The organism is Ruegeria sp. YTSA105 (genome assembly GCF_059610225.1).
Genome location: NZ_JBXWNE010000007.1, coordinates 1 through 23,663 on the forward strand (window position 1 = coordinate 1; position 23,663 = coordinate 23,663).

General features: G+C 57.5%; 24 protein-coding genes and 1 tRNA gene. 19 read left to right on the forward strand and 6 right to left on the reverse strand.

Annotated features, from left to right (window positions below):
• Positions 1–218: 218 nt before the first annotated feature.
• Entirely contained in the window at positions 219–842 is a 624-nt protein-coding gene (gene msrQ, locus AC2FH2_RS10465) for a protein-methionine-sulfoxide reductase heme-binding subunit MsrQ (RefSeq protein WP_142639507.1), read from the reverse strand.
• Between the two features lie 4 nt (positions 843–846).
• Positions 847–1,749, reverse strand: coding sequence for a protein-methionine-sulfoxide reductase catalytic subunit MsrP (msrP, locus tag AC2FH2_RS10470; protein WP_496689812.1), 903 nt, complete (start codon positions 1,747–1,749; stop codon positions 847–849).
• A 254-nt stretch (positions 1,750–2,003) separates the two neighbouring features.
• On the opposite strand from msrP, the gene AC2FH2_RS10475 reads away from it, so the two are divergent.
• Both AC2FH2_RS10475 and AC2FH2_RS10480 read left to right on the forward strand, forming a co-directional pair.
• Positions 2,004–2,819: a cyclase family protein gene (locus tag AC2FH2_RS10475; protein ID WP_496823482.1), complete on the forward strand. Its 816-nt coding sequence runs from the start codon at positions 2,004–2,006 to the stop codon at positions 2,817–2,819.
• 46 nt (positions 2,820–2,865) lie between these two features.
• Complete coding sequence (locus AC2FH2_RS10480; protein WP_496823484.1) at positions 2,866–3,489, forward strand: class I SAM-dependent methyltransferase; 624 nt, start codon at positions 2,866–2,868, stop codon at positions 3,487–3,489.
• 53 nt (positions 3,490–3,542) lie between these two features.
• Here the strand turns inward: AC2FH2_RS10480 and clpB are convergent, their stop codons facing one another.
• Both clpB and AC2FH2_RS10490 read right to left on the reverse strand, forming a co-directional pair.
• Positions 3,543–6,161, reverse strand: a complete 2,619-nt coding sequence (clpB, locus tag AC2FH2_RS10485) for an ATP-dependent chaperone ClpB (RefSeq protein ID WP_142639513.1) — start codon at positions 6,159–6,161, stop codon at positions 3,543–3,545.
• A 125-nt stretch (positions 6,162–6,286) separates the two neighbouring features.
• Entirely contained in the window at positions 6,287–6,619 is a 333-nt protein-coding gene (locus AC2FH2_RS10490; RefSeq protein ID WP_142639515.1) for a hypothetical protein, read from the reverse strand.
• A gap of 139 nt (positions 6,620–6,758) precedes the next feature.
• Here AC2FH2_RS10490 and pyrF point away from each other — a divergent pair, with 139 nt between their 5' ends.
• Together pyrF and AC2FH2_RS10500 are read left to right on the forward strand one after the other, a co-directional pair.
• Complete coding sequence (gene pyrF / locus AC2FH2_RS10495) at positions 6,759–7,463, forward strand: orotidine-5'-phosphate decarboxylase (RefSeq protein WP_281973698.1); 705 nt, start codon at positions 6,759–6,761, stop codon at positions 7,461–7,463.
• A gap of 359 nt (positions 7,464–7,822) precedes the next feature.
• A complete protein-coding gene (locus tag AC2FH2_RS10500) occupies positions 7,823–9,076 on the forward strand; it encodes a DNA polymerase IV (RefSeq protein WP_496694126.1) in 1,254 nt (417 codons plus the stop codon).
• Positions 9,077–9,078: 2 nt separating this feature from the next.
• On the opposite strand, the gene AC2FH2_RS10505 is transcribed toward AC2FH2_RS10500, so the two are convergent.
• Positions 9,079–9,939 (reverse strand): N-formylglutamate amidohydrolase, encoded by an 861-nt coding sequence (locus tag AC2FH2_RS10505; protein WP_496823486.1) that lies wholly within the window; start codon positions 9,937–9,939, stop codon positions 9,079–9,081.
• Positions 9,940–10,087: 148 nt separating this feature from the next.
• Between AC2FH2_RS10505 and AC2FH2_RS10510 the strand changes: the two genes are divergently transcribed.
• The 8 genes from AC2FH2_RS10510 (at position 10,088) to AC2FH2_RS10545 (ending at position 14,495) form a co-directional block, all read left to right on the forward strand.
• Positions 10,088–10,162 (forward strand) — tRNA-Val (locus AC2FH2_RS10510).
• A gap of 90 nt (positions 10,163–10,252) precedes the next feature.
• On the forward strand, positions 10,253–10,378 hold the full coding sequence (gene ykgO / locus AC2FH2_RS10515) for a type B 50S ribosomal protein L36 (protein ID WP_008562923.1): 126 nt from the start codon (positions 10,253–10,255) through the stop codon (positions 10,376–10,378).
• Positions 10,379–10,564: 186 nt separating this feature from the next.
• Positions 10,565–10,951 (forward strand): hypothetical protein, encoded by a 387-nt coding sequence (locus AC2FH2_RS10520; RefSeq protein WP_271951870.1) that lies wholly within the window; start codon positions 10,565–10,567, stop codon positions 10,949–10,951.
• Positions 10,941–11,462 (forward strand): hypothetical protein, encoded by a 522-nt coding sequence (locus AC2FH2_RS10525; RefSeq protein ID WP_142639525.1) that lies wholly within the window; start codon positions 10,941–10,943, stop codon positions 11,460–11,462. Before AC2FH2_RS10520 ends, AC2FH2_RS10525 begins: the two co-directional genes overlap by 11 nt.
• A gap of 20 nt (positions 11,463–11,482) precedes the next feature.
• Complete coding sequence (locus AC2FH2_RS10530; RefSeq protein WP_271951874.1) at positions 11,483–12,049, forward strand: hypothetical protein; 567 nt, start codon at positions 11,483–11,485, stop codon at positions 12,047–12,049.
• Between the two features lie 247 nt (positions 12,050–12,296).
• Entirely contained in the window at positions 12,297–13,313 is a 1,017-nt protein-coding gene (locus AC2FH2_RS10535; protein WP_496787042.1) for an extracellular solute-binding protein, read from the forward strand.
• A 112-nt stretch (positions 13,314–13,425) separates the two neighbouring features.
• Positions 13,426–13,980 (forward strand): helix-turn-helix domain-containing protein, encoded by a 555-nt coding sequence (locus tag AC2FH2_RS10540; RefSeq protein ID WP_496823488.1) that lies wholly within the window; start codon positions 13,426–13,428, stop codon positions 13,978–13,980.
• The gene (locus AC2FH2_RS10545; RefSeq protein WP_496823490.1) at positions 13,977–14,495 is read left to right on the forward strand and encodes a GNAT family N-acetyltransferase; all 519 of its coding nucleotides are present in this window, start codon (positions 13,977–13,979) and stop codon (positions 14,493–14,495) included. Before AC2FH2_RS10540 ends, AC2FH2_RS10545 begins: the two co-directional genes overlap by 4 nt.
• An 8-nt stretch (positions 14,496–14,503) precedes the next feature.
• Here the strand turns inward: AC2FH2_RS10545 and xylB are convergent, their stop codons facing one another.
• Positions 14,504–15,940: a xylulokinase gene (gene xylB, locus AC2FH2_RS10550; protein WP_496823492.1), complete on the reverse strand. Its 1,437-nt coding sequence runs from the start codon at positions 15,938–15,940 to the stop codon at positions 14,504–14,506.
• A 114-nt stretch (positions 15,941–16,054) separates the two neighbouring features.
• On the opposite strand from xylB, the gene AC2FH2_RS10555 reads away from it, so the two are divergent.
• The 7 genes from AC2FH2_RS10555 (at position 16,055) to AC2FH2_RS10585 (ending at position 23,592) form a co-directional block, all read left to right on the forward strand.
• Entirely contained in the window at positions 16,055–17,080 is a 1,026-nt protein-coding gene (locus AC2FH2_RS10555; RefSeq protein WP_496823494.1) for a LacI family DNA-binding transcriptional regulator, read from the forward strand.
• A 95-nt stretch (positions 17,081–17,175) separates the two neighbouring features.
• A complete protein-coding gene (locus AC2FH2_RS10560) occupies positions 17,176–18,477 on the forward strand; it encodes an ABC transporter substrate-binding protein (protein WP_496823497.1) in 1,302 nt (433 codons plus the stop codon).
• Between the two features lie 107 nt (positions 18,478–18,584).
• Positions 18,585–19,451 (forward strand): carbohydrate ABC transporter permease, encoded by an 867-nt coding sequence (locus AC2FH2_RS10565; RefSeq protein WP_142639539.1) that lies wholly within the window; start codon positions 18,585–18,587, stop codon positions 19,449–19,451.
• Between the two features lie 12 nt (positions 19,452–19,463).
• Complete coding sequence (locus tag AC2FH2_RS10570) at positions 19,464–20,294, forward strand: carbohydrate ABC transporter permease (RefSeq protein ID WP_142639541.1); 831 nt, start codon at positions 19,464–19,466, stop codon at positions 20,292–20,294.
• A gap of 12 nt (positions 20,295–20,306) precedes the next feature.
• Complete coding sequence (locus AC2FH2_RS10575; RefSeq protein ID WP_281973690.1) at positions 20,307–21,311, forward strand: ABC transporter ATP-binding protein; 1,005 nt, start codon at positions 20,307–20,309, stop codon at positions 21,309–21,311.
• Positions 21,308–22,081 (forward strand): L-iditol 2-dehydrogenase, encoded by a 774-nt coding sequence (locus AC2FH2_RS10580; protein WP_496823499.1) that lies wholly within the window; start codon positions 21,308–21,310, stop codon positions 22,079–22,081. The genes AC2FH2_RS10575 and AC2FH2_RS10580 overlap by 4 nt, the downstream gene beginning before the upstream one ends.
• A complete protein-coding gene (locus tag AC2FH2_RS10585; RefSeq protein WP_496714175.1) occupies positions 22,081–23,592 on the forward strand; it encodes a mannitol dehydrogenase family protein in 1,512 nt (503 codons plus the stop codon). The genes AC2FH2_RS10580 and AC2FH2_RS10585 overlap by 1 nt, the downstream gene beginning before the upstream one ends.
• The last annotated feature ends 71 nt before the right edge of the window (positions 23,593–23,663 follow it).

The following is a 23,663-nucleotide window of genomic DNA, read 5'->3' on the forward strand; positions in this document are numbered from 1 at the left end:
CAGTGTGTCACAAGCGCCTCAGCAGCGCCGGTGAAGGGGGTTCTAAGCATTACAAACATACACCGCAAGCAGAAAATTCCCGAAACTCTCGAAAATCTTCAAAACAATTATTTACTGAAATAAAACAAATACTTACAATTATAACCGCGCCCAAATACGGCGGCCAACCGCCAAGATGCGTACGGAAAATTGTGTTTCGCACAGGCTTGCTGGCAGACTCAGGCCGAGTCGGGCGGAATCGCACCTCGGAATCGGCTCATCAGGGTCGAGATCGGTAGGCGCAAAGCAAGCAAAGCCAAAATCACGGACAAATAGATCAAGGGTTCGATCTGAAATCCTTTGGCCTGCATTACATAATGCACGCCCCCCAGAACTGCTGCCGGATAGACCAAACGCTGAAGCGCGCGCCAGCCCGGGCCAAGCTGCCGTACTGAAAAGTTGTTCGACGTCACGGCCAGTGGCAGCGTCAGAACAAATGCCGCCATACCCACAGTTATATAGGGGCGCTTCAGGATGTCCGCCCAGATCTGCCCGGGGGCCTGCACATCCAATACCAGCCAAACCAAAAGATGCAGACTGATATATATAAATGTCAAAACGCCCAGCGCCCGCCTGAACTTGATCAGGTTCACGCCGACAAACCTGCGCAGGGGCGATATAGCCAGAACAACAATCAAAAACTGCAATGCCAGTTTGCCGTACTTATGCTCAAGAGCCTCAATCGGGTCGGCACCCAAACCTCCGGTCAGCCCTTGATAGAACAGCCAGGGTGCCGGCAGGACCCCCAGCAAATAGACGGCCCAATCAGGGATCCGACGGAATATCTGGTTCAGCGCGCTCATACTCTCAATAATGCTTGGACAGATCCATGCCTTCGTAAAGCCCGGCGACCTCGTCCTCGTAGCCATTGAACATGAGCGTCGGGATGCGCTTGGCAAACAGCCCACCGCCGATTTGACGCTCCGAGGCCTGCGACCAGCGCGGGTGATCCACATTGGGGTTCACGTTACTATAGAAACCATATTCGCGCGGACCGGCCATGTTCCAGCTTGTCGGTGGCTCAACATCTGACACCGTAATGCGAACGATCGACTTGATGGATTTGAACCCGTATTTCCACGGAACCACCAGACGCAATGGTGCGCCGTTCTGGTTCGGGATCGGCCGGCCATAAATACCAGTGGCCATCAGGGTCAGCGGGTGCATTGCTTCGTCCAGCCGCAGACCTTCACGGTACGGCCAGTCCAGAACCGGATACTGAACACCCGGCATTTCATCTGGACGATAAGCGGTTTCAAAGGCCACGTATTTGGCGCCTTCCTGAACACCGGCCATGTTCAGCAGGTCGGCCAGTTCAAACCCGTTCCAAGGGATCACCATCGACCATGCCTCGACACAGCGAAACCGGTATATCCGTTCTTCGACGGTCATTTCGGACAGGATGTCCTTGAAATTGTAATCGCCGGGCTTGTCCACCAGACCGTCAATTTTGATGCTCCACGGCTCAGTAACAAGAGTATAGGCGTATTTTGCAGGATCTTCTTTCCGCGTACCAAACTCGTAATAATTGTTATAACCGGTGATCTCTTCCCAGGTATTCGGCTCCAGCGCCTCTTGCGCGGTTGCCCCCTGCGCCAGCCCTGCCAATCCGACACCCGCCATCCCGACCATCATCTGGCGCCGGTTCAGAAACGCCGCCCGGGGGGTGACGTCGGCATGTGTCAATGTGTTGGTCCAGCGATGCGCCATCTAAGTCTCCGTCTTCATACATCCTCTGAGGTGAGGTAGTCTGCTGATAGCATAGAGCCAAGGAAACAGGCCTCACGATTGAGCGACCAGTTTGTAACGTATCAAGGGGGTGAGGCTGTTGTCGCGGCACCACCTGTGGTCACCACCTTTACAACGCAGGCCTCAAAAATGCAGGCTGGGCCGCAGGTATTACCAACAAGGGAAAAGATGGACGACCCATCCAACGATTGAAATCCACCAGTGGGAGAAGAAGAATGTGTGACATCTGCGTTATGAATGCCGTCAAAGACAGAATGCTGTCGCGGCGGAGTTTCTTCAAAGCTGCTGCCGCCACGAGCGTTGCGGCTGCGACCACCGGAGCGATTGCACCAGCAGCGCTGGCCGCAGGTCATGGCGGGGTCGAGGACATGACCCATACGCTCAGCCCCGACTTTCCGACCTGGGGAGGCGAACCCGGCATTTCGGCCGAACAGGCGTTCAACTTCGCGGATCACGGCTTTAACCTGTTCAATCTGTCGATCAACGAACATACCGGCACGCATATAGATGCGCCCCTGCATTTCTCCGCAGATGGCATGTCGGTTGATGAGATCCCGGTGACCGATCTGGTCGCGCCGCTTTGTGTCGTCAATATCGCCGCCCGCGCGGCCGAAGACGCCGACACCCGCGTTACCCCGGACGATCTGAAGGCGTGGATTGCGGCCAACGGAGACATCCCCGACGGCGCTTGCGTAGCGATGCATTCCGGTTGGTCCGGCAAGACCGCCACGGACGGGTTCCGCAATTTCGACGGTGAGGCGCAGCACTATCCAGGGTTTCACGTCGAAGCGGCGCAGATGTTAATGGAAGACACCGGCGCGCGGTCGATTGCGGTGGATACCCTGTCGCTGGATCACGGCATGTCCGCTGATTTCGCCACCCACTATGCCTGGCTGCCCTCGGGCCGGTTTGGCATCGAATGCCTTGCGGGCCTGGATCGGGTTCCGACCGCGGGGGCCACGCTGGTCATCGGCGCACCGAAACATGCTGGCGGCACCGGAGGTCCGGCACGGATATTCGCGTTGGTCTAAAGCCACGATGCACTAGTGATACAGCATACCTTCAAAGCACGGACCAATGCCCAAACCCATTGCCGAAATCACGCATCGTTACGATACAGCCGCGCCCCGGTGGCGGGACAAGATGCGCGCGCTTGGGTACTATGATGGCTACCTAGAATTCCTGACCTCGAGATTGCCTGTCGCTGACGACGTGACACATGTGGTCGATATTGGGGCTGGCACTGCGTCCTTCGCCGAGGCCTGGGTAGCGGTCCACGGAAAACCGGCCAGGATAACCTTACTTGAACCCAGCGCGGGGATGATCAGGCAAGGCCAAAAGGCTCTGCGGGCGCGGGGGGTCGAACCAGAACTAGCCCAAGGGGTGCTAGGTAATGTCAATCTAGACCCCGTGAGCGTAGCTCTTGCGGCCCATGTGATTGAACATTGCGCAGATCCGTCCCAAGCCTTGCAAGACATTCACAGACTGCTGCGCCCGGGGGGTCGCCTGTTTTTGGTGGTATCAAAGCCACATTGGTGTAACGCCATCATCTGGTTGCAATGGCGACATAGAACGTTTCAGCGCGCGGAGATCTTAGAGCTGCTAGATGAAGCAGGTTTTGATTGCGAAACGGTCTATTCTTTCCCATCTGGCCCACCCTCTCGGACAAGCCGGGGGTTAGTCGCAAAAAAACGCGGGTAAATTCAAGAATGGACCCACCAGTCAAGCGGGTCCATTCAACAATCAGTTTAGGTTCAATGCACCACGGCATCATCCGGTCGTGGTCGCTCAGACGTGCCCAGCCGATCGCCTATGATCAGGCCCTCGGCCCCGGCGGTGACCGGAATAGACTCGCCATCCTTGATCTCACCCGCCAGCAGCGCCTCGGCCAGCGGGTTCTGCAAGGCGCGTTGGATCACGCGTTTCAGTGGGCGAGCACCGAAGACCGGGTCATAGCCCTCGTTGGCCAGCCATTCCTTAGCCCCGTCGTCCAGAACCAGCTCGATCTTCCGCGCGGCCAGGCGTTTTTGCAGGCGTGCCATTTGGATATCGACAATGCCATCCATATCACCCCGTTTCAGGCGGTCGAAGATGATCGTTTCGTCCAGACGGTTCAGGAATTCGGGCCGGAAATGCGCCCGGACCGCATCCATCACATCCCGCCGTGCCTGTGCACTGTCGGCACCGTCGGGCAACTGGCTGAGCGCCTGAGAGCCGAGGTTCGAGGTCAGGATGATCAGCGTCTGCTTGAAGTCCACCGTACGGCCCTGACCATCGGTCAGCACACCATCATCCAGTACCTGCAACAGCACGTTGAACACATCCGGATGCGCCTTTTCGACCTCATCGAACAGCACAACCTGATAGGGCCTGCGCCGCACGGCTTCGGTCAGCACACCGCCTTCGTCATAGCCGACATAGCCCGGAGGCGCCCCGATCAGACGGGCAACCGCGTGTTTCTCCATGAACTCGGACATGTCGATGCGCACCATCGCGTTGTCGTCGTCGAACAGGAAGTTCGCCACCGCCTTGGTCAGCTCGGTTTTCCCCACGCCGGTTGGTCCGAGGAACAGGAACGAACCCAGCGGACGGCCTTCGTCGTTCAAACCTGCACGAGCACGGCGCACAGCGTTGGACACGGCGGTCACCGCTGCATCCTGACCGATCACGCGTGAATGCAGATCGTCTTCCATCCGCAGCAGCTTTTCGCGCTCGCCTTCCAGCATCTTCGAGGTCGGGATTCCCGTCCAGCGTTCGACAACGCTTGCGATCTGTTCGGGGCGCACCGTCTCCTCGGCCATCATCTGGCTGCTTTCGGCGTTTTCGGCCTCGGTCAGCTTCTTCTCAAGCTCGGGGATGACGCCATAGGACAGCTCACCCGCCTTGGCGAGGTTGCCTTCGCGCTTGGCGATTTCCAGATCGGCCCGTGCCTTGTCGAGCTGTTCCTTCAGATCGCGCGCACCAGCCAGCTTGTCACGTTCGGCTTGCCACTGGGCAGTCATCTCGGCAGATTGCTCCTGCAGATCGGCCAGATCCTTTTGCAAGGTTTCCAGACGATCCTTCGATGCCGCATCATCTTCGAGCTTCAGCGCCTGCTCCTCGATCTGCATCTGCAGGATCTGGCGATCCAGCTGATCGAGTTCTTCGGGCTTGCTATCCACTTCCATCCGCAAGCGAGCCGACGCTTCATCGACAAGGTCGATAGCTTTATCGGGCAGGAAGCGATCAGTGATGTAGCGATGCGACAGGGTCGCTGCCGACACCAAAGCCGAGTCCGAGATACGCACACCATGGTGCAACTCGTACTTTTCCTTGATACCGCGCAGGATGCTGATCGTGTCCTCGACAGTCGGTTCCTGCACCACAACCGGCTGGAACCGGCGCGCAAGGGCTGCGTCTTTTTCCACGTATTTGCGATACTCATCCAGCGTGGTGGCACCGATACAATGCAGCTCACCCCGGGCAAGCGCAGGCTTGATCAGGTTGGCAGCATCCATCGCGCCGTCGGATTTGCCCGCACCCACTAGCGTGTGCATCTCATCAATGAACAAGATGATTTCACCGGCGGCTTCGGTCACTTCGGTCAAAACCGCCTTGAGGCGTTCTTCGAACTCACCACGGTATTTCGCACCTGCGATCAGCGCACCCATGTCGAGCGCGAGCAGCTTTTTATCCTTTAGCGATTCCGGCACATCCCCATTGATGATGCGCAGGGCCATACCTTCGGCAATCGCGGTTTTACCCACGCCGGGCTCGCCGATCAGAACGGGGTTGTTCTTGGTGCGGCGCGACAGAACCTGCATCGAGCGGCGGATTTCCTCATCCCGCCCGATAATCGGGTCGATCTTGCCCTCAGCCGCCGCTTCGGTCAGGTCACGCGCGTATTTCTTGAGCGCATCATAGCCCTCTTCCGCCGATGCGGTGTCAGCAGTGCGGCCCTTGCGGATGTCATTGATGGCTTCGTTCAGTTTCTGCGCCGTCACCGCGCCATCTTCCAAAGCATCCTTGGCTTTGGATTTCACCATGCACAGCGCCATCAGAATACGTTCAACCGGCACGAAACTATCGCCTGCCTTGGTGGCGATCTTTTCAGCTTCATCCAGAACTTTGGCGGTCTGACCATCCAGATAAACCTGGCCCGCATCGCCACTGACCTTGGGAATTTTGGCCATGGACGCATCCAGTGCGTTAACGACACGGCTGGGCGCTCCGCCTGCGCGGGTGATCAGATTGCTGGCCAGCCCCTGATCATCGTCCATCAAGGCTTTGAGTATATGTTCAGGGGTCAACCTCTGGTGCCCCTCGCGCATCGCAATCGTTTGCGCTGCCTGCACGAAACCTCGTGCCCGCTCGGTGAACTTGTTCAAGTCCATATTTTGCTCCTTCTCTAAGCGCCCTGTTTTGACGCGCCCGCCTGGCAGCGCGCGTCGGTCTGGGCCTCACATTCAATCTGGGAAATATCTTGCGCGGTTCAAGGGGTCTGCCAACAGAATCCAACCTACCGACGCGGCACAGAATAAACTGTATACCCCCCAGTTTTCGCCACAGAACGCGCACCGTACATATCGACAAGCGATTGCGCTGCATCGCTGCCCGTCGGGCAGGAAACCAGATCGGCGGCGTCATCCAGAAAATCCACGGTAAAGGCGGATTCCCCTGTAACCTGACAGTCATCATCCATCGAACGATAACCGCCAATCAGCCGGAGGTTGTCGTTTGTCGGAGACCTCAGGACTGTATCAGCAGCCTCTTTTTCCAGCGCCATGTCCTGACACCCGGCCAGCATCAGCCCCGCGCAGATTGCGATAGTGGGTTTCGTAAACTGTCTCATTCCGAATTCCGTCCCAGTTGCACAACGCGATAATAGCACAGTCGGAAACCTCTGCCGTGATCTGAATCACGCAAGGCGCGCATGGACAGAAGCGCACGAAACCGTTAGGACGCAGACGTTTGCCAAAAAGGAGCCCCCAATGTCCGATGACCGCCTGATTGTAGCCCTTGATGTCCCCAACGCCCTCGACGGTCTGGCCTTGGCCGAGCGGCTGGGGGACAGTGTCTCATTCTACAAGATCGGCCTGGGAATGCTGACAGGGGGCGGGCTAGCCCTGGCGAACGAGTTAAAGCAGGATCAGGGCAAGCGCATCTTTCTGGACATGAAACTGTTCGACATCGGTAATACGGTGGAAAATGCGGTGCGTGGTCTGGCACAGTTCGATTTGGATTTCCTGACCGTTCATGGTGACCCGCACGTGGTGCGGGCCGCCAAAGAGGGCGCGTCTGGCAAAGACCTCAAGATCCTGGCCGTAACCATCCTGACCTCGTTGAACCGGGATGATCTGGATGCCAGCCTGCTGAAGTCGGGCGATGTCCAGGACCTGGTTGTCGAACGCGCGGCCAAAGCGTTGGAGGCGGGTGCCGATGGCGTCATCGCCAGCCCGCAAGAGGCCGCGCTGATCCGTGCCCTGCCCCAAGCCGAAAACCGCTTGATCGTGACACCCGGTGTTCGGCCCGCCGGTGCCGCTCTGGGAGATCAGAAACGGGTCGCAACCCCGGCAAATGCCATCGGTGATGGTGCCGATCACATCGTCGTCGGGCGCCCAATCTATCAGGCGCAAGACCCTAAAGCCGCCGCAGAGGCGGTGCTTGCAGAGTTAAATTCCTTATCCCGACACTAGGGCAATCCGGCTAAATCAGGCTAAATTTTCGCAAGAACAACCCACAAACAGTTGACCTTAGGTCACTTTTCACCCGATCCGCGCCAAATCGTCCCTGTGCCCCAAAACACACATGCAAAACACGAGTTTCCACTGTGTGAACTGGGTTCTATCGAAAAATTCGATTTTGAGAGAATCTAAGTAGGTGATACTCCCCGCGGACCATCTCTTCCTGAGGTCCGTCACCTCCCCCCGCCACTTTGCGGGGGGCCTTCTTTTGGTAGATCTGGTTCCTACCCTCACTGTGCGGGTTTTGCCCGTGGCATGCGAATGATATAGTCACCGAACCTTACGGACCGCATGGAAGACGGGAAAAGAAAATGCCCGGCCTCTGCCGAGATTGCCTGACAGAACTGACGAAGGAACGCCGCTGCCCGGTCTGCGGCAGCCCGCGCGTCAAAACGCATCCTGAATTGTTTGACCTGTCCATCGCACATATGGATTGCGATGCCTTCTACGCCTCTGTCGAAAAACGGGACAATCCGGAGCTGGCCGACAAACCCGTCATTATCGGGGGCGGCAAGCGCGGTGTTGTTTCTACGGCTTGTTATGTAGCCCGGATTCGCGGCGTCCGTTCGGCAATGCCGATGTTCAAAGCGTTGCAACTATGCCCCGACGCTGTCGTGATCAAACCGCGCATGTCGGTCTATGCCGAGGCTTCGCGCCAAATCAGGTCGATGATGGACGAGCTGACGCCGATTGTTGAACCGCTGTCCCTGGACGAAGCGTTCATGGACCTATCCGGCACGCAACGTCTGCACGGCGCTCCACCCGCCGTCATGCTTGCACGATTGGTCAAGCGGATGAAGGCCGAGTTGGGGCTGACCGGGTCAATCGGGCTGTCACATAACAAGTTTCTGGCCAAGGTCGCATCCGATCTGGACAAGCCGCGCGGATTTTCGGTGATCGGCAAGGAAGAGACATCCGCGTTTCTGAACGACAAGCCAGTGCGCCTGATCTGGGGCATAGGCCCTGCGGCGCAGGAATCGCTGGACCGCGCAGGCATACGCTTGTTCTCGGACCTACTGCGCTGGGACCAAGAGGATCTGACCGCGCGGTTTGGCTCCATGGGCTACCGGCTGTGGCATCTGGCCCGCGGTCAGGACAAGCGCCGGGTTTCGGCACATGAACCGATGAAGTCCATCAGCAACGAAACGACCTTTTTTGAGGATACGGCCAATGCCGACATTCTCGATGGGCACCTTTGGCGGATGGCGGAAAAAGTCTCGGATCGGGCCAAGGCCAAGGGGCTGGCCGGGCGGGTTGTGACGCTCAAACTGAAAAGAGCCAATCACAAACTCATTACGCGACGCGTTTCTCTTCGCGATGCCACACAGATTGCCGATCGGATCTATCGCACAGCACGGGCGCTGTTCGATCAGGTTGGTGATCAGGGCCCCTATCGGCTGTTGGGGTGTGGCCTGTCGGATCTGTGCCCCGAGGATCAGGCGGATATTTCAGGGGATCTGCTGGACCCGGATGCCTCGCGCAGATCGCAGGCCGAACGCGCAACGGATGAGATTCGCCGCCGCTTTGGGACGGATGCCATCGTCAAAGGACGTGCCCTTCGCTGAGGTTATTCGGCTGCAAGCTGCAGCGGCTCAGGCCCGATCCGCGCAATATCCATGATGATTTCGCCCAGGGTCTCTTTGAAGGCAGCGAAATTGTCATTCGGCTCGATCCTGCTTTCATCCATATACAGGGATCTGTCGATCTCGATCTGTACAGCATGCTGGTGGCGGCTGGGGCGTCCATAGGTCTGGGTCACATAGGCCCCGGCAAACGGCGTATTTCGGGCCACGCTCAGACCCGCCGAGACGAAAGCGGCCTCTACCTGTTCGACGACCTCTGGCGCTGCAGAGGCACCGAACCGATCCCCCAGAACGATCTCGGGACGTCTGGAATTGACTGTGGACGCAAGGGCCACGGCTTCGTGCGGCATCGAATGACAGTCGATCAGAATCGCCTGCCCGAATTCCTGATGCGATTCTGCCAGCAACGATTTGATCCGGGCATGATAGGGACGCCAACAGGTATCGATTCGCAAACGCGCCTCATCCATGGTCAGCTTACCGCGATAGATTTCTCGGCCATTGGCGACCACACGCGGAATCACCCCCAGCCCGGACGCTACCCGCGGGTTATGGCCTTGGCGGCGCGCGCCCTGAATAAGGGCTGGATCCAGCTCTTCTGCGCTGCGGTTCAGATCGACATAGGCGCGTGGCATCATCGCCGAAATCAGTGGCGCACCATGGTGCGCCGCTGATGAAAATAACTGATCCACAAAAGCATCCTCGGAAGAACGAATCACATCTTGGCTGAGAACCGACCGCTTCATCAACCCATTTGGATAGTTTCGACCGCTATGCGGAGAGGAAAAAACCACACAGGACGTGCGCTTGGCAGGCATATCCAGTAGGTAAGCAGCGTTTTGCATGGCGACTCCTTGTTCGCACCAAACATAGACCGGAAAATAGTTCTACCAAACCCCTTGAACCCTTTTGCGACTCCTTTTATAGACCCCGCTACCGGCGCGGGGTTCCGCGCCCCATTTCGTTATGGGGTTGGCCACGCGACGGTTTCATGGGCGGTTAGCTCAGCGGTAGAGCACTTCGTTGACATCGAAGGGGTCACAAGTTCGATCCTTGTACCGCCCACCATGAACTCACTGCTTCGGATTTCCGGGGCACCCGCAAACCCAGGCGCTGGCCACGTCCTTGATGAAGGCGCCGCAGATTGGAGACAGACCCATGAAGGTCAAGAACTCGCTCCGCTCGCTCAAGAACCGGCACCGTGATTGCCGGGTTGTGCGTCGCAAAGGCCGCGTCTACGTGATCAACAAGACGCAGCGTCGGTTCAAAGCTCGTCAGGGCTAAGAACTGTACATACTGAATTCAAAGAACCGCGCCTTCGGGTGCGGTTTTTTTTTGTCCGGCATTTCAACCAGATGTAATGCGGACGGAACTGCAGGAATTCGCTCAGAAAGTTCGGTTCTGAGATTCAACGTTGTGATAGGGCGATCTCGTGCTACGCTTTCCGTGATTTTATGACGGGAGGTCGGATTGGCCAACGATGATCTGGACAAGATATTCGGAACAACTCTGACCGACATGGTAGCCGATATAGGCCGCAGTGTGGCCCAGGCGGCCGAACAGCTTAGCATTGATCAGCTGAAAGCGCTGAAGAACTACCCCCAGGAACTGCGCGATCTTGGCATCCCGCCGGTCTTTTATCACATGCAGGATGTCGATGTGGAACTGAAGGTCGTCATGGAGATGAGCAGTTCCACCGAAGAAGGCCAACGCAGCAGGATTGGCACCTTTATTTTTGGCCCGAAATTGACTCAGACAGACACGCTCGATTCCAAAAGCGCGTCCACGATGCGAATGCGTTTCGCGCCCGGTCCCGTAGATGAGAGCAGATCTTTGGATGGCAATGATGGCAACTAAGAAAGTCAAAGCCCCCAAAAGAGCGCCCATAGATGTCCGCGTCACCGAGATGCCCGAGGCATTCACCACTCTGCTTCAGTCACTTGAAAACCGCATGACGGCAATGGAGGCGCGCGAAGTCGCGCTGCTCGAGACGATCAACGACCTCCAAGAACGGATCGACGATCTGGAAGAAGGCAGCGGCGGCATGTTGATGGGCGCGGGTAACCCGGTGATGAACCCGATGGCCGAGGGCCGCGCGGCAATGGGAGCGGACGATCCTGACACACAGGTCGTCAACGCGCAGGAATTCTCGCAAGCCCTGGGTGAACAGATCCTCGCCGGGTCTGATGGCAGCAGTGATTTCACCATCGACAACGTCAAAGTCGAAGCGGTTGTTGGGTTGGGTCAGGACGGCACCAAAGCCCAAATCGCGACGAATGCCCGAAAACAGGCGATCAGCCAGAACGCATCCAAGGTCACTTTTTCCGTCAGGAGGCGGACCGCCACGCAAATTATTGAGAAAGACTAAATTAACAGAGGAGATTGGAAATGAGTATCGGGCAGGAACTGCTAAACGTCCCGTTTGCGGAAATGGTTCAAAAGCTTGCGCTTTCCGTTGCCGAGTCGCAGACCGAGTTGGATCGACATTCTACAGATGTCGCCAAATATATGGCCGATCAGAAGATCCAGCTTCCGGACTTGTCCAATCCCAATGGCCCCCCCAAAGAATTCAGTTTGGTTTCCATGGGCTTTCTACCCGCATTCTACGCGGTGCAAGAAGCCGAAATTGAGGTCAAAATGGCGATCTCAATGACTAAGCAAACCGAAAAAGCGGGCAGCGCTTCGGTCAAAGGTGGTTGGGGCCCTGTCGCAGCGCAGGTCAATGCCAGCTATTCCTCGCGCTATGCTTACAGCCAAGAAGGCGCAAGCAGGCTGACCATCAAACTGGCCCCGGCCGATCCTCCGGTCTTGCTGCAGAAATATATGGAAGCTGTCACACAGGTCATGCTGAAAAAAGAACCGGTGTTGACCGACGACCCAGACCCTGAGCCGGCCCCCGCACCTGTCCCGGACCCGTCTCCACCTGAACCTGAAAAAAGACAGAGAAAGCGCTAAGCAGCATCTCTCGATCTTTCAGTTCTTAAATCAACACGACTAGGTCAGCCATGACGGCGTAGCCAGGATCGGCTTTGCCGACCCTCAGGCCCCGCTGTGCAGTACCACTTGGTCGGGGCCAGCGACATGTTGGCGGTGATTTGACCAACTAATTTTGTCGGAATTTCTTGCATCCCCCTGAGAATCGTTTAATTGACCATTTCAGTCGGGTTATTACCCGCGCCGATTTTCAATGTTGGGACACATGATGCTGAAATCCTCTACCTGCGTTGCCGCCGCCCTGACGGCCCTGATCGCGACCTCTGCCGCTGCCGAGGGCGAACTGAACCTTTATTCTTCGCGCCACTACGACACCGACGAACGCCTCTATTCCGATTTCGAAGAGGCCACCGGTATAACCATCAACCGCATCGAAGGCAAAGCGGACGAGCTGATTGCCCGGATGGAAGCCGAGGGCGCGAACTCACCCGCAGATATCTTGCTGACCGTTGATACCTCGCGTCTGGCGCGTGCCAAGAACGCGGGTATCCTGCAGCCGGTCGAAAGCGCGGTTCTGGAAGAACGTATTCCCGCCAACCTGCAGGACGAAGACAACCAGTGGTATGGCTTTTCGCAGCGCGCGCGGATCATCTTCTTTGACAAGGCCGATGTGACCAACCCGCCCGCGTCTTATCTGGATCTGGCCAAGCCCGAATACAAAGGTTTGGTCTGCATCCGGTCGTCCAGTAACACCTATAACCAGACCCTGCTGGCCTCGATCATCACAAACCACGGTGCGGAAACCGCCAAGACCTGGGCCGAAGGCATGGTCGCGAACATGGCGCGTGAACCACAGGGCGGTGACACTGACCAGCTGCGCGGCATTGTTTCAGGTGAATGCGAGATCGCCGTTTCGAACTCCTACTACTTTGCCCGTGCAATGCGTAAAGACGTCAAAGGCCTGAGCGCTGAGATTGACATGATCGGCGTCCAGTTCCCGGCGCAAGAAGCCGAAGGCGCGCACATGAACCTGTCCGGTGCCGGCGTGGCCGCAAATGCCCCGAACAAGGACAACGCGATCAAGTTCCTGGAATACCTCGCCAGCGATCAGGCGCAGGTCTATTTCTCGAACGGAAATGACGAATTCCCGGCGGTCGAAGGCGTCGCCCTTGCGGATAACGTTGCCGCCCTGGGTGAGTACAAAGCCGACGAGATCAACCTGTCCGAGGTTGCCAAGAACATCCCCGAGGCACAGAAGATCTTTAACGAGGCCGGCTGGAAGTAATCTTTCATTCTATCGAGCAGAAGGGCGCAGTTTTCTGCGCCCTTTTTCTATTGTGAAGTTATGTTTTCTGGTCAATAATCTCATATACGGAAATGTTTCCCATATACGAGCTATGCCTGATACCCTATCCGACCGCCTTGCAAACCACCTGAATCATCTTCGCCAAACGCGGAGATGGTCGCTGGATCAGTTGGCGGAACACAGCGGTGTCAGCCGAGCCACCCTGTCGCGTATGGAAAAGGGGGATGTCAGCCCCACCGCGGAAACTCTGGGCCGGTTATGTGCCGCCTATGGGCTGCCGATGTCGCGTCTATTGATGATGGTCGAGGACAGTTTCGCCCCGCGCGTTCCCTTCGAAAATCAACCCGAATGGCGCGACCCCGAAACCGGCTTTACCCGCCGGTCCGTCTCCCCTCCGGCCGCGGGCCTGAGCGGAGAGGTCATGGAAGGCCATCTGCCCCCTGGCGTTGTGATCACCTATGACACGCCGCCAAAACACGGGCAGGAGCATCACCTGATCATGCTGGACGGTGGCCTGACCCTGACCGTGGATGGAACCGCGCATCATCTAACGAGCGGGGATTGCCTGCGCTATCACCTGTCTGGCCCGACACGGTTCGAAACCCAAGACGACCGAGGTGCTCGGTACCTGATGGTGCTGATATGATCTTACGACTGGCGGCCAATGATCTGAACCAAGCCCTGAACGATCTGACAGAGATACTGCACGCCTGCGTGCATGACGGGGCGAGTATCGGGTTCATTCAGCCATTTCCGTCGGACGACGCGCAGCGCTATTGGCAGTCCCATGTCTGGCCAAACATCCAGACCGGCGCGGCCGAGATATTCGTCTATCGTGATGGCGAACGGATTGTCGGCACCGCACAGCTGGTGCCTGCCGCGATGCCCAACCAAGCGCATCGCGCCGACGTGTCCAAGCTGCTTGTTCATCCCCGCGCGCGACGGCGGGGCATTGGGCGGGCGCTTATGGCGGCGGTTGAGGCGCGGGCACGCGAACTGGGGCGGTCCCTTTTGGTGCTGGACACGCGCAGCACGGACCCGTCGCTCCTCCTCTATCAAAGCCTTGGGTTTGAAATTGCCGGAGAGATTCCGAACTACTGCCGCAGCCCGGAAAATGATCGGCTGGAACCAACAACCTTCATGTTCAAAGACCTTAGCTGAGAGGGCGATCAGTCCACGGTGCTAACGGCAGTATAAAGCCGCCGGAACCGCCCCAGGCGTTCAAATAGCGCATGCATTTCTACAGGTTCGAACCTGTCCGTCGTCGCAGGTTGCTCGGCCAGATCAGCTATGGTCAGCGCATCGTCAGCACAGGCCGCCAGCCGGGCGGCGCCATAGGCCGGGCCGGATTCCGCCCCCACCGAACGCACTATGGGCTTCTCGGTTACGGCTGAAATCAGACCCAGCAACAGATCAGATCGACTGCCCCCGCCAATCGCTGCAAGCTCTGGCAAACTGTCAATGGTGTCGCCAAAACTCTGTGCCGCATCAGCAAAACAAAAGGCGATTGCCTCTACCACCGAGCGGCAGATCTCGGCACGCGTTGTGGCGTCCTCAAGGCCAAAGAAACAGGCTCGAATATGCGGGTCCCCCAGGGGGCTGCGCTCACCTGTCAGATAGGGCAGGAATATGGGCACACGATCACCACTGACGGTTTCAGCAAGCCCGACAACCTCGGCAGCCGAAAGCCCCAGCTGATCACCAATCCACGAAATGGGCCTTGCCCCGTTCAGCATCGCCGCCATTTGATACCAGCGGTCGGGCAATGTATGCGCAAACGCATGGACATAGCGTTCGGGGTTGGGCTTGTATTTACGATCCGCAACAAACATCTGACCGGATGTCCCCAACGAGATAAACCCACGTCCAGGTTCGGTTGCGCCCAATGACACCGCACCGGTTGCCGCATCCCCTCCCCCGGCCACGACAGGCACGCCGGAGTTCAATCCGGTCTCAGCTGCAGCCCGAACTGTTACCGTGCCAACGACATTGTGGCCGTCGAACATCTGCGGCAGCCAGTCAACGGCGACATCCGTGGCTTCCGCCATTCCGGTATGCCAGCGGCGTGAAGCCTGATCGAGCCACATTGTTCCTGCGGCATCGGAAGTATCGGTTGCCAGCTCTCCATGCAGACGCAGGCCGACATAATCCTTGGGCAGCAGGATATGGGAGAGTCGGGCATAATTGTGCGGTTCATGCCGTTTCAGCCAGGCAATCTTGGGCGCCGTAAAGCCGGGCAAGGGCAGGACGCCTGCGATGTGACCAACCTGCGGCTGTGCCGCGCGAATGTCGTCGCATTCGCGGACCGCGCGACTGTCATTCCACAGAATCGCCGGACGGATGGGGCATTGGTCGCGGTCCAACAGCACGGCCCCGTGCATCTGCCCCGACAATCCGACTGCTTTCACATCCGACAGGGAGATTTCGCCAGCAAGCAGACCCAACGCATCGCGCGTCGCCTGCCACCAAATCTCCGGGTTCTGCTCGGACCAGCCGGGCTGTGGCGACGATGTCCCAATCCCCACGGAAGAGGTCGCAAGAATTCGCCCCGCATCCGCGCAGACAAGTTTGACCGCTGACGTTCCGATGTCGATCCCAAGATACATTCACACCCCTTGCCTTGCATAATTCCGATATCACCGGCCAGGCTATTGATTTTTTTTGCGCGCGCAAAGAATATGTAAAACTATGATAAGATCAAGGCGGACGAACAGACTGGCATGACGAAGATCAGGAACATGGAAGAGTTTGCGGCCCTCAGCGGCATCTCTCGGCCCACAGTATCGAAATATTTCCAGGACCCAGACAGTGTTCGGCCCACAACACGGCTCCGTATCGAAGAGGCGCTTGAGCGGTTCGACTATCGCCCCAACATCTATGCGGTGAACCAAAACCGGAAACTGACCAAGAATATCGGCATCGTGGTTCCCTATCTTGCCGATCCGTTCTTTGCCGAAATCGCGCGCTATCTGGAACAAAGCTGTATTGCTGCGGGGTATCGCCCGTCGCTGTTCAGCTCGCATGGTGATCCCAAGCTGGAAATCGAAATTCTTGACGGCCTTAAATCCATGAAGCCTGCCGGGGTCCTGCTGGCACCTTTGGGGCGCACGTCGGATCGGGCGGCGATCGAAAAGTTTTGCGCCAATGTGCCGACAGTCCTGTTTGACAGTAATCTTGAAGGTTTGGGCGCGGCCTTTATCGGGTCGGACAATTTCAGTTTCGTCTCACAAACCGTCGAATACATGACCCGCACCGGCGAACCGCCTTCATTCTTCGAAATGCGCACCCCCGCCAACCCAAACGCCAACAAGCGACGGAAGGCCTATATCGAAGTGATGGAGCGCCTTGGGTTCGATCCTCATATCATCAAAGTCGACGGCAAGGGTTGGGCATTCGAGGAAATCGGTCACAGGGGGGCGCTGAAAGTTCTGTCAGATCGCGAGCTGAGGACGGACTCGGTCTTGTGCAGCAACGACCGTTTGGCCATCGGCTTTCTTGCTGCTTGCTATGAACAAGGGATTCGGGTCGGTCGCAAAGACGATTCTACGCTGCGCTTGGCCTCAAATGATGACCATCCCTTTGCAAAATTCACATGCCCATCCCTGACTACAGCAGCACATGATTATGACAACGTAGCCGGGCGCAGTGTGGAGACTTTGTTTGAACTCATTGAAAACGGGGGGAAATTTGACACTCGAACCGAGACTCTTTTCCCCGCGAGGTTGGTTTTAAGGGATTCCGCGTGACCTCATATTTTTAACGCGCGTAAAGTTTTTATTGACGGCGCGACAATTTTAAAACTACCCTCTCTGCACGACATCCAAGCTCAGGGAGGACAGGGATGTATCTCAAGAACGCACTTCGTGCGGCGACAGCAATGACTTTCGTCGCCACGGCAGCAGCCCAAGCGGATACCTTAACAATAGCGACCGTGAACAACGGCGACATGATCCGGATGCAGGGCTATACCGATAAATTCACCGAAGCGACCGGCATCGATGTCGAGTGGGTTACGTTGGAAGAAAACGTGCTGCGCCAGCGCGTGACAACGGATATCACCACCAAAGGTGGCCAATTCGACATCATGACCATCGGTATGTACGAGACGCCGATCTGGGGCGCGAACGGCTGGTTGGTTCCCCTAGACGGGCTGTCGGATGAATACGACGTAGGTGACATCCTGCCCGCCATGTCAGGCGGCCTTAGCCATGATGGAACGCTCTACGCGGCTCCGTTCTACGGCGAAAGCTCGATGATCATGTATCGCTCTGACCTGATGGAAAAAGCGGGTATGGAAATGCCGGATGCTCCGACTTGGGAGTTCATCCGCGAAGCGGCTGCTGCGATGACCGATCGCGACGCTGATATCAACGGTATCTGCCTGCGCGGCAAGGCCGGTTGGGGCGAAGGCGGTGCTTTCATCACAGCGATGTCCAATTCCTTTGGTGCGCGCTGGTTTGATGAAGATTGGAAACCGCAGTTCGATCAGCCTGAATGGGCTGACACGTTGAACTTCTACGTAGGTATGATGAACGAGTCCGGCCCCGCAGGTTACGCCACTAACGGATTTAACGAAAACCTGTCGTTGTTCCAGCAGGGCAAATGCGGCATGTGGATCGACGCAACGGTTGCGGCTTCTTTCGTGACCAACCCGACAGACTCGACAGTCGCGGATAGCGTCAGCTTTGCACTTGCACCCGACACGGGGCTTGGCAAGCGCTCGAATTGGTTGTGGGCGTGGGCTCTGGCAATTCCGGCTGGTACGGAACAGGCAGACTCGGCCAAACAGTTCATCGAGTGGGCAACATCCAAAGACTACATCGAACTCGTAGCCGAAAACGAAGGCTGGGCCAACGTGCCTCCGGGTGCACGTACGTCGCTGTACGAAAATCCGGACTATCAGGCGGTTCCGTTCGCCAAGATGACATTGGACTCGATCCTGTCGGCTGATCCGAACAATCCAACTGTAAAGCCAGTGCCTTACGTTGGTATTCAGTTTGCAGCGATCCCGGAATTCGCAGGTATCGCCACGCAGGTGAGCCAGGAGTTCTCAGCAGTTTATGCCGGGCAGCAAACGGTAGAAGAAGCTCTTGCCAAAGCGCAAGCCTTCACTGCCGAAGAAATGGAAGCCGCAGGCTACTAAGGCCTCCTTCCCAGCGGGTGGACAGAGGTCTGTCCCCCGCTTCACCCTTCCACAACTCGCGTTTTTCTCGCAGGCTGAGCTATGCCTGAACAGAGAGGTTTTGCGTCATGGCTACTCAACATTCCCGATCAGTTGCACGCCTGATGATGGCACCTGCAGTGATCCTGCTTCTTGGCTGGATGCTCGTGCCTCTGACGATGACGCTGTATTTTTCCTTCAAGAAATACCTGCCCCTGCGCGGCGGTGATCTGGGATGGGTCGGCTTGGACAACTACGTCCGGTTCGTCTCCTCCAGTTCCTTCTGGCCCGCGGTTCAGGCCACGCTGATGATCGTCGGCGGCGTGCTTGCCATCACGGTTGTTCTGGGCATCCTTCTGGCAATGCTGCTGGATCAGCCGATGTGGGGCCAAGGCGTTGTCCGCATCCTAGTGATCGCACCGTTCTTTGTGATGCCGACCGTTTCCGCATTGGTCTGGAAAAACATGTTCATGGACCCGGTCAACGGGTTGCTGGCTCATCTGTGGCGCTTTTTCGGGGCTGAGCCAGTTTCCTGGCTATCCGAGGCGTCGATGACGTCAATCATCATGATCGTATCGTGGCAATGGCTGCCGTTTGCGACGCTGATCCTGCTGACTGCGATCCAGTCGCTGGACAGTGAACAGTTGGAGGCCGCGGAAATGGACGGCGCGCCGCCGCTCAAGCGCTTTTACCATATCATCCTGCCGCATCTAAGCCGCGCGATCACCATTGTGATCCTGATCCAGACGATTTTCCTGTTGTCGATCTTCGCCGAAATCTTCGTGACCACCGGCGGCGCCTTCGGCACCCGTACACTCACCTACCTGATCTTCCAGCGCGTGCTAGAGGGCCAGAACGTCGGCCTTGGATCAGCCGGAGGTGTCTATGCAATCATCCTTGCCAATATCGTTGCGATCTTCCTGATGCGCATCGTCGGCAAGAACCTGGACGCGTGAGGAGGTAACGATATGAGCCGCTCAGTTACACCCCGTCGCAAGTCGCTTAACACCGCCCTGGCATGGGCCGTTGGTCTGCTAATCTTTTTCCCGATCCTCTGGACCATCCTGACCAGCTTCAAGACCGAAGCACAGGCCATCGCCAGCCCGCCGCTGTTTCTGAACTTTGACTGGACGCTGGAAAACTATGCCATCGTTCAGGAACGCTCGGACTATATGCGGTTCCTGTGGAATTCGGTGATCATCGCGGGTGGTTCGACCATATTGGGCGTGATCATCGCGGTGCCCGCCGCCTGGGCGATGGCCTTTGTGCCATCAAAACGCACCAAGGACATCCTGCTGTGGATGCTGTCCACCAAGATGCTGCCTGCGGTCGGTGTTCTATACCCGATCTACCTGCTGTTCATCCGGCTTGGGCTTTTGGACAGTCGCGCAGGTCTGGTTGTGGTTCTGATGCTGATCAACCTGCCGATCATTGTCTGGATGCTCTACACCTATTTCCGCGAAATCCCCGGCGAGATCCTGGAAGCCGCCCGCATGGACGGGGCAACGCTGAAAGAGGAAATCCTCTATGTGCTGACGCCGATGGCGGTGCCCGGTATCGCCTCGACCATCCTGTTGAACTTTATCCTCGCCTGGAACGAGGCGTTCTGGACCCTCAACCTGACCGCAGTTGACGCGGCACCGCTGACGGCCTTCATCGCCAGCTACTCCAGCCCCGAGGGCCTGTTCTTTGCCAAACTCAGCGCGGCATCGACCATGGCAATCGCACCAATCCTGATCCTTGGCTGGTTCAGCCAGAAACAACTTGTCCGCGGCCTGACCTTCGGCGCCGTGAAATAAGGAAAACTCCGCATGGGACGCATTCAACTCAAATCCGTGACCAAGAAATTTGGCGACGTTGAAGTCATTCCGCCGCTGGACCTGACCATTCAAGATGGCGAGTTCACTGTCTTCGTCGGCCCCTCTGGCTGCGGCAAGTCCACCTTGTTGCGGCTGATTGCCGGGCTCGAGGACATCACTTCGGGCAGTATCGACATTGACGGGGCGGACGCCACCGATGTCCCACCCGCAAAGCGCGGTCTGGCGATGGTGTTCCAGTCCTACGCGCTGTACCCGCATATGACGGTGCGCAAGAACATCGCGTTCCCGCTACGCATGGCCAAGCTGGACCAGGCCGAGATTGACCGCCGCGTAGAAGGCGCTGCTGATGTTCTAAACCTGACCGATTACCTGGATCGCCGACCGGGCCAACTGTCCGGCGGTCAACGCCAGCGCGTTGCCATTGGCCGCGCCATCGTACGTGAGCCTGCGGCGTTTCTGTTTGACGAACCACTCTCGAACCTCGACGCCGCCTTGCGCGTTGGAATGCGGCTTGAAATCAGCGAGCTACACAAGCGTCTTGCAACCACGATGATCTATGTGACCCATGATCAGGTCGAGGCGATGACGATGGCCGACAAGATCGTCGTGCTGCAGGCCGGTGTGATCGAACAAGTGGGCAGCCCGCTCGAGCTGTATAAGACTCCGCGAAACCTGTTTGTCGCGGGCTTTATCGGCTCACCCAAAATGAACTTCATTGCGGGCGAAGAGGCCGCGAAACATGACGCCCATACGATCGGGGTCCGCCCCGAGCATCTGGAGGTATCCGACAGTTCCGGCACCTGGTCCGGGGTGGTTGGGGTTTCCGAACATCTGGGCTCGGACACGTTCTTCCACATTCACGAAACCGGCCTTGCGGACACGATCACCGTACGAGCGGGGGGTGAAGTTGGCTTCAACCATGGCGACCGTATCTATCTGACGCCACGCGCGGATGTGATCCATCGGTTTGACGCAAAGGGCCTGCGGATCGAATGACACGTCTGGTCGGTAAAACCGCCCTGATTACCGGGGCCGCGCGTGGCATCGGACTGGCCTTTGCCAAAGCCTATGTTGCCGAAGGGGCCCGTGTCGCGCTGGCCGACATTGACGGCGCGCGCGTGCAAGCAGCGGTCGCCGAAATCGGTGAGGCCGCTTTGGCTATCGAGATGGATGTGACCAACCAGCAGAGCATTGATGCCGCGGTGGCAAAGACGGCTTCACATTTCGGTCCCATCGACATTCTGATCAATAACGCTGCCATCTTTACCGCAGCACCCATCATCGAAATCGAGCGTGCCGACTACAACCGAGTTTTCGACATCAACGTCTCAGGCGCCTTGTTCACGATGCAGGCCGTCGCGCGCCATATGGTCAAACACGGGACCAAAGGCCGGATCATCAACATGGCATCGCAAGCCGGACGACGGGGCGAGCCTCTGGTCGCCGTCTATTGCGCAAGCAAAGCCGCTATCATTTCGCTTACCCAATCTGCAGGGCTGAACCTGATCCAACACGGCATCAACGTAAATGCCATTGCTCCGGGGGTTGTCGATGGCGAACACTGGGATGCTGTGGACGCCTTTTTTGCAAAGCATGAGGGCAAAGAGCCCGGGCAGAAGAAACGCGAAGTAGCCGCAGCGGTGCCGCACGGACGGATGGGCCGTGCCGAAGACCTGACCGGAATGGCCGTGTTTCTGGCCTCGGACGAGGCGCAGTATATCGTCGCGCAAACCTACAATGTCGACGGCGGGAACTGGATGAGCTGATGGATCCTCTGGCAAACGCAAATCCCCCGGTGCGGCTGCGGCGCGACAGCCTTGCAGATATGCCTGCGACTGTCAGGACACCGAATTACCTGCCCACAGACCTGAAACCCGGCATCGTCCATATCGGGCTGGGCAATTTTCACCGCGCGCATCAGGCCTGGTATATCCACCAGTTGATGCAACAGGGCCAAGCACTGGACTGGGCGATCATCGGGGCCGGTGTCCGCAGCTATGATGCCGAAATGCGAGAGAGGTTGCTGGCGCAGGGCTGTCTGACAACACTGATCGAGCTGGACCCAAAGGGAATATCCGCCGAAATTGTCGGAGCCATGATCGACTACCTGCCAATCGAAGAGGGGAATGCGACGCTGATCCGGCAGATGGCCGATCCGTCCATCCGGATTGTGTCGCTTACAGTGACCGAGGGCGGCTATTTTCTGGACGCCAATACCGGCGCGTTCAACGCCGATCACGAAGACATTCGATACGATGCCGCCCATCCAGACCAGCCGCGAACCGCATTTGGCGCCATTGTTGCAGCTCTTCGACAGCGCAAGAAGGAGGGTTTGAAACCCTTTACCACACTCAGCTGCGACAACCTTCAGGGCAACGGGGTGATCCTGCGAAACTGCATTGTTGGTTTGGCGCGTATGTCTGACCCGAATCTAGCCACATGGATCGACCAATATGGGGCATTTCCCAATTCGATGGTGGATTGCATTGTACCCGCTACGACAGAGCAGGTTGTTTCGCAATGCCACGGACTTGGAATCGATGACCGCGTCCCTGTCTCACATGAAAACTTTCGCCAATGGGTGATCGAGGACAATTTTTGCGCAGGGCGTCCGCCGCTCGAACAAGTCGGTGTCACACTGACCCACGATGTTCATAGCTATGAGACGATGAAACTGCGTATTTTGAACGGCGGTCATCAGCTGCTTGCGAATGTCGGAGAAATCCTGAACGTCCCGACGATTTCACGATGCATGCAGGACTCTGATATCCTGGCGTTTTTCGCTAAAATTCAGGCAGAAGAAATCCTCCCGCATGTCGCTGCTGTCCCCGGCGCTAAACCAAGTGAATATCTTGATCTGGTCGAAAAGCGATTTGCAAACACCGCCATCCATGACACCACGCGCCGCGTCGCGTTTGACGGATCCTCACGGCATCCCGGGTTCTTGCTGCCTTCGCTGCGTGACGCAGTTGCCTCGGACCCTGCCCCCAGCGGGCTGGCCCTAGCCGAGGCATTCTGGTGCCGGATGTGTGCAGGCAGGCGCGAGGATGGGTCTGAAATTGCGCCAAACGACCCCCATTGGGACACTCTTCAGCACATCGCGCTGGCGTCCAGAGATGATCCGAAACTGTGGATCGAGCAGGATCAATATTACGGCGAGATTGGCCGTGATACCCGCTTTGGTCAGGACTTTTCTTTTTGGCTGACCAAGATCTGGAGACATGGCAGCCGCGCTGCGATAGCAGACTACGTCGCTCAGACGTCCACGTCAGAGTAACCGGTCAAAACACATGGAGATCAGTCGCGGGCCAAGACCGCGCAGTTCCGTGACGTATCACGTGCAAACGC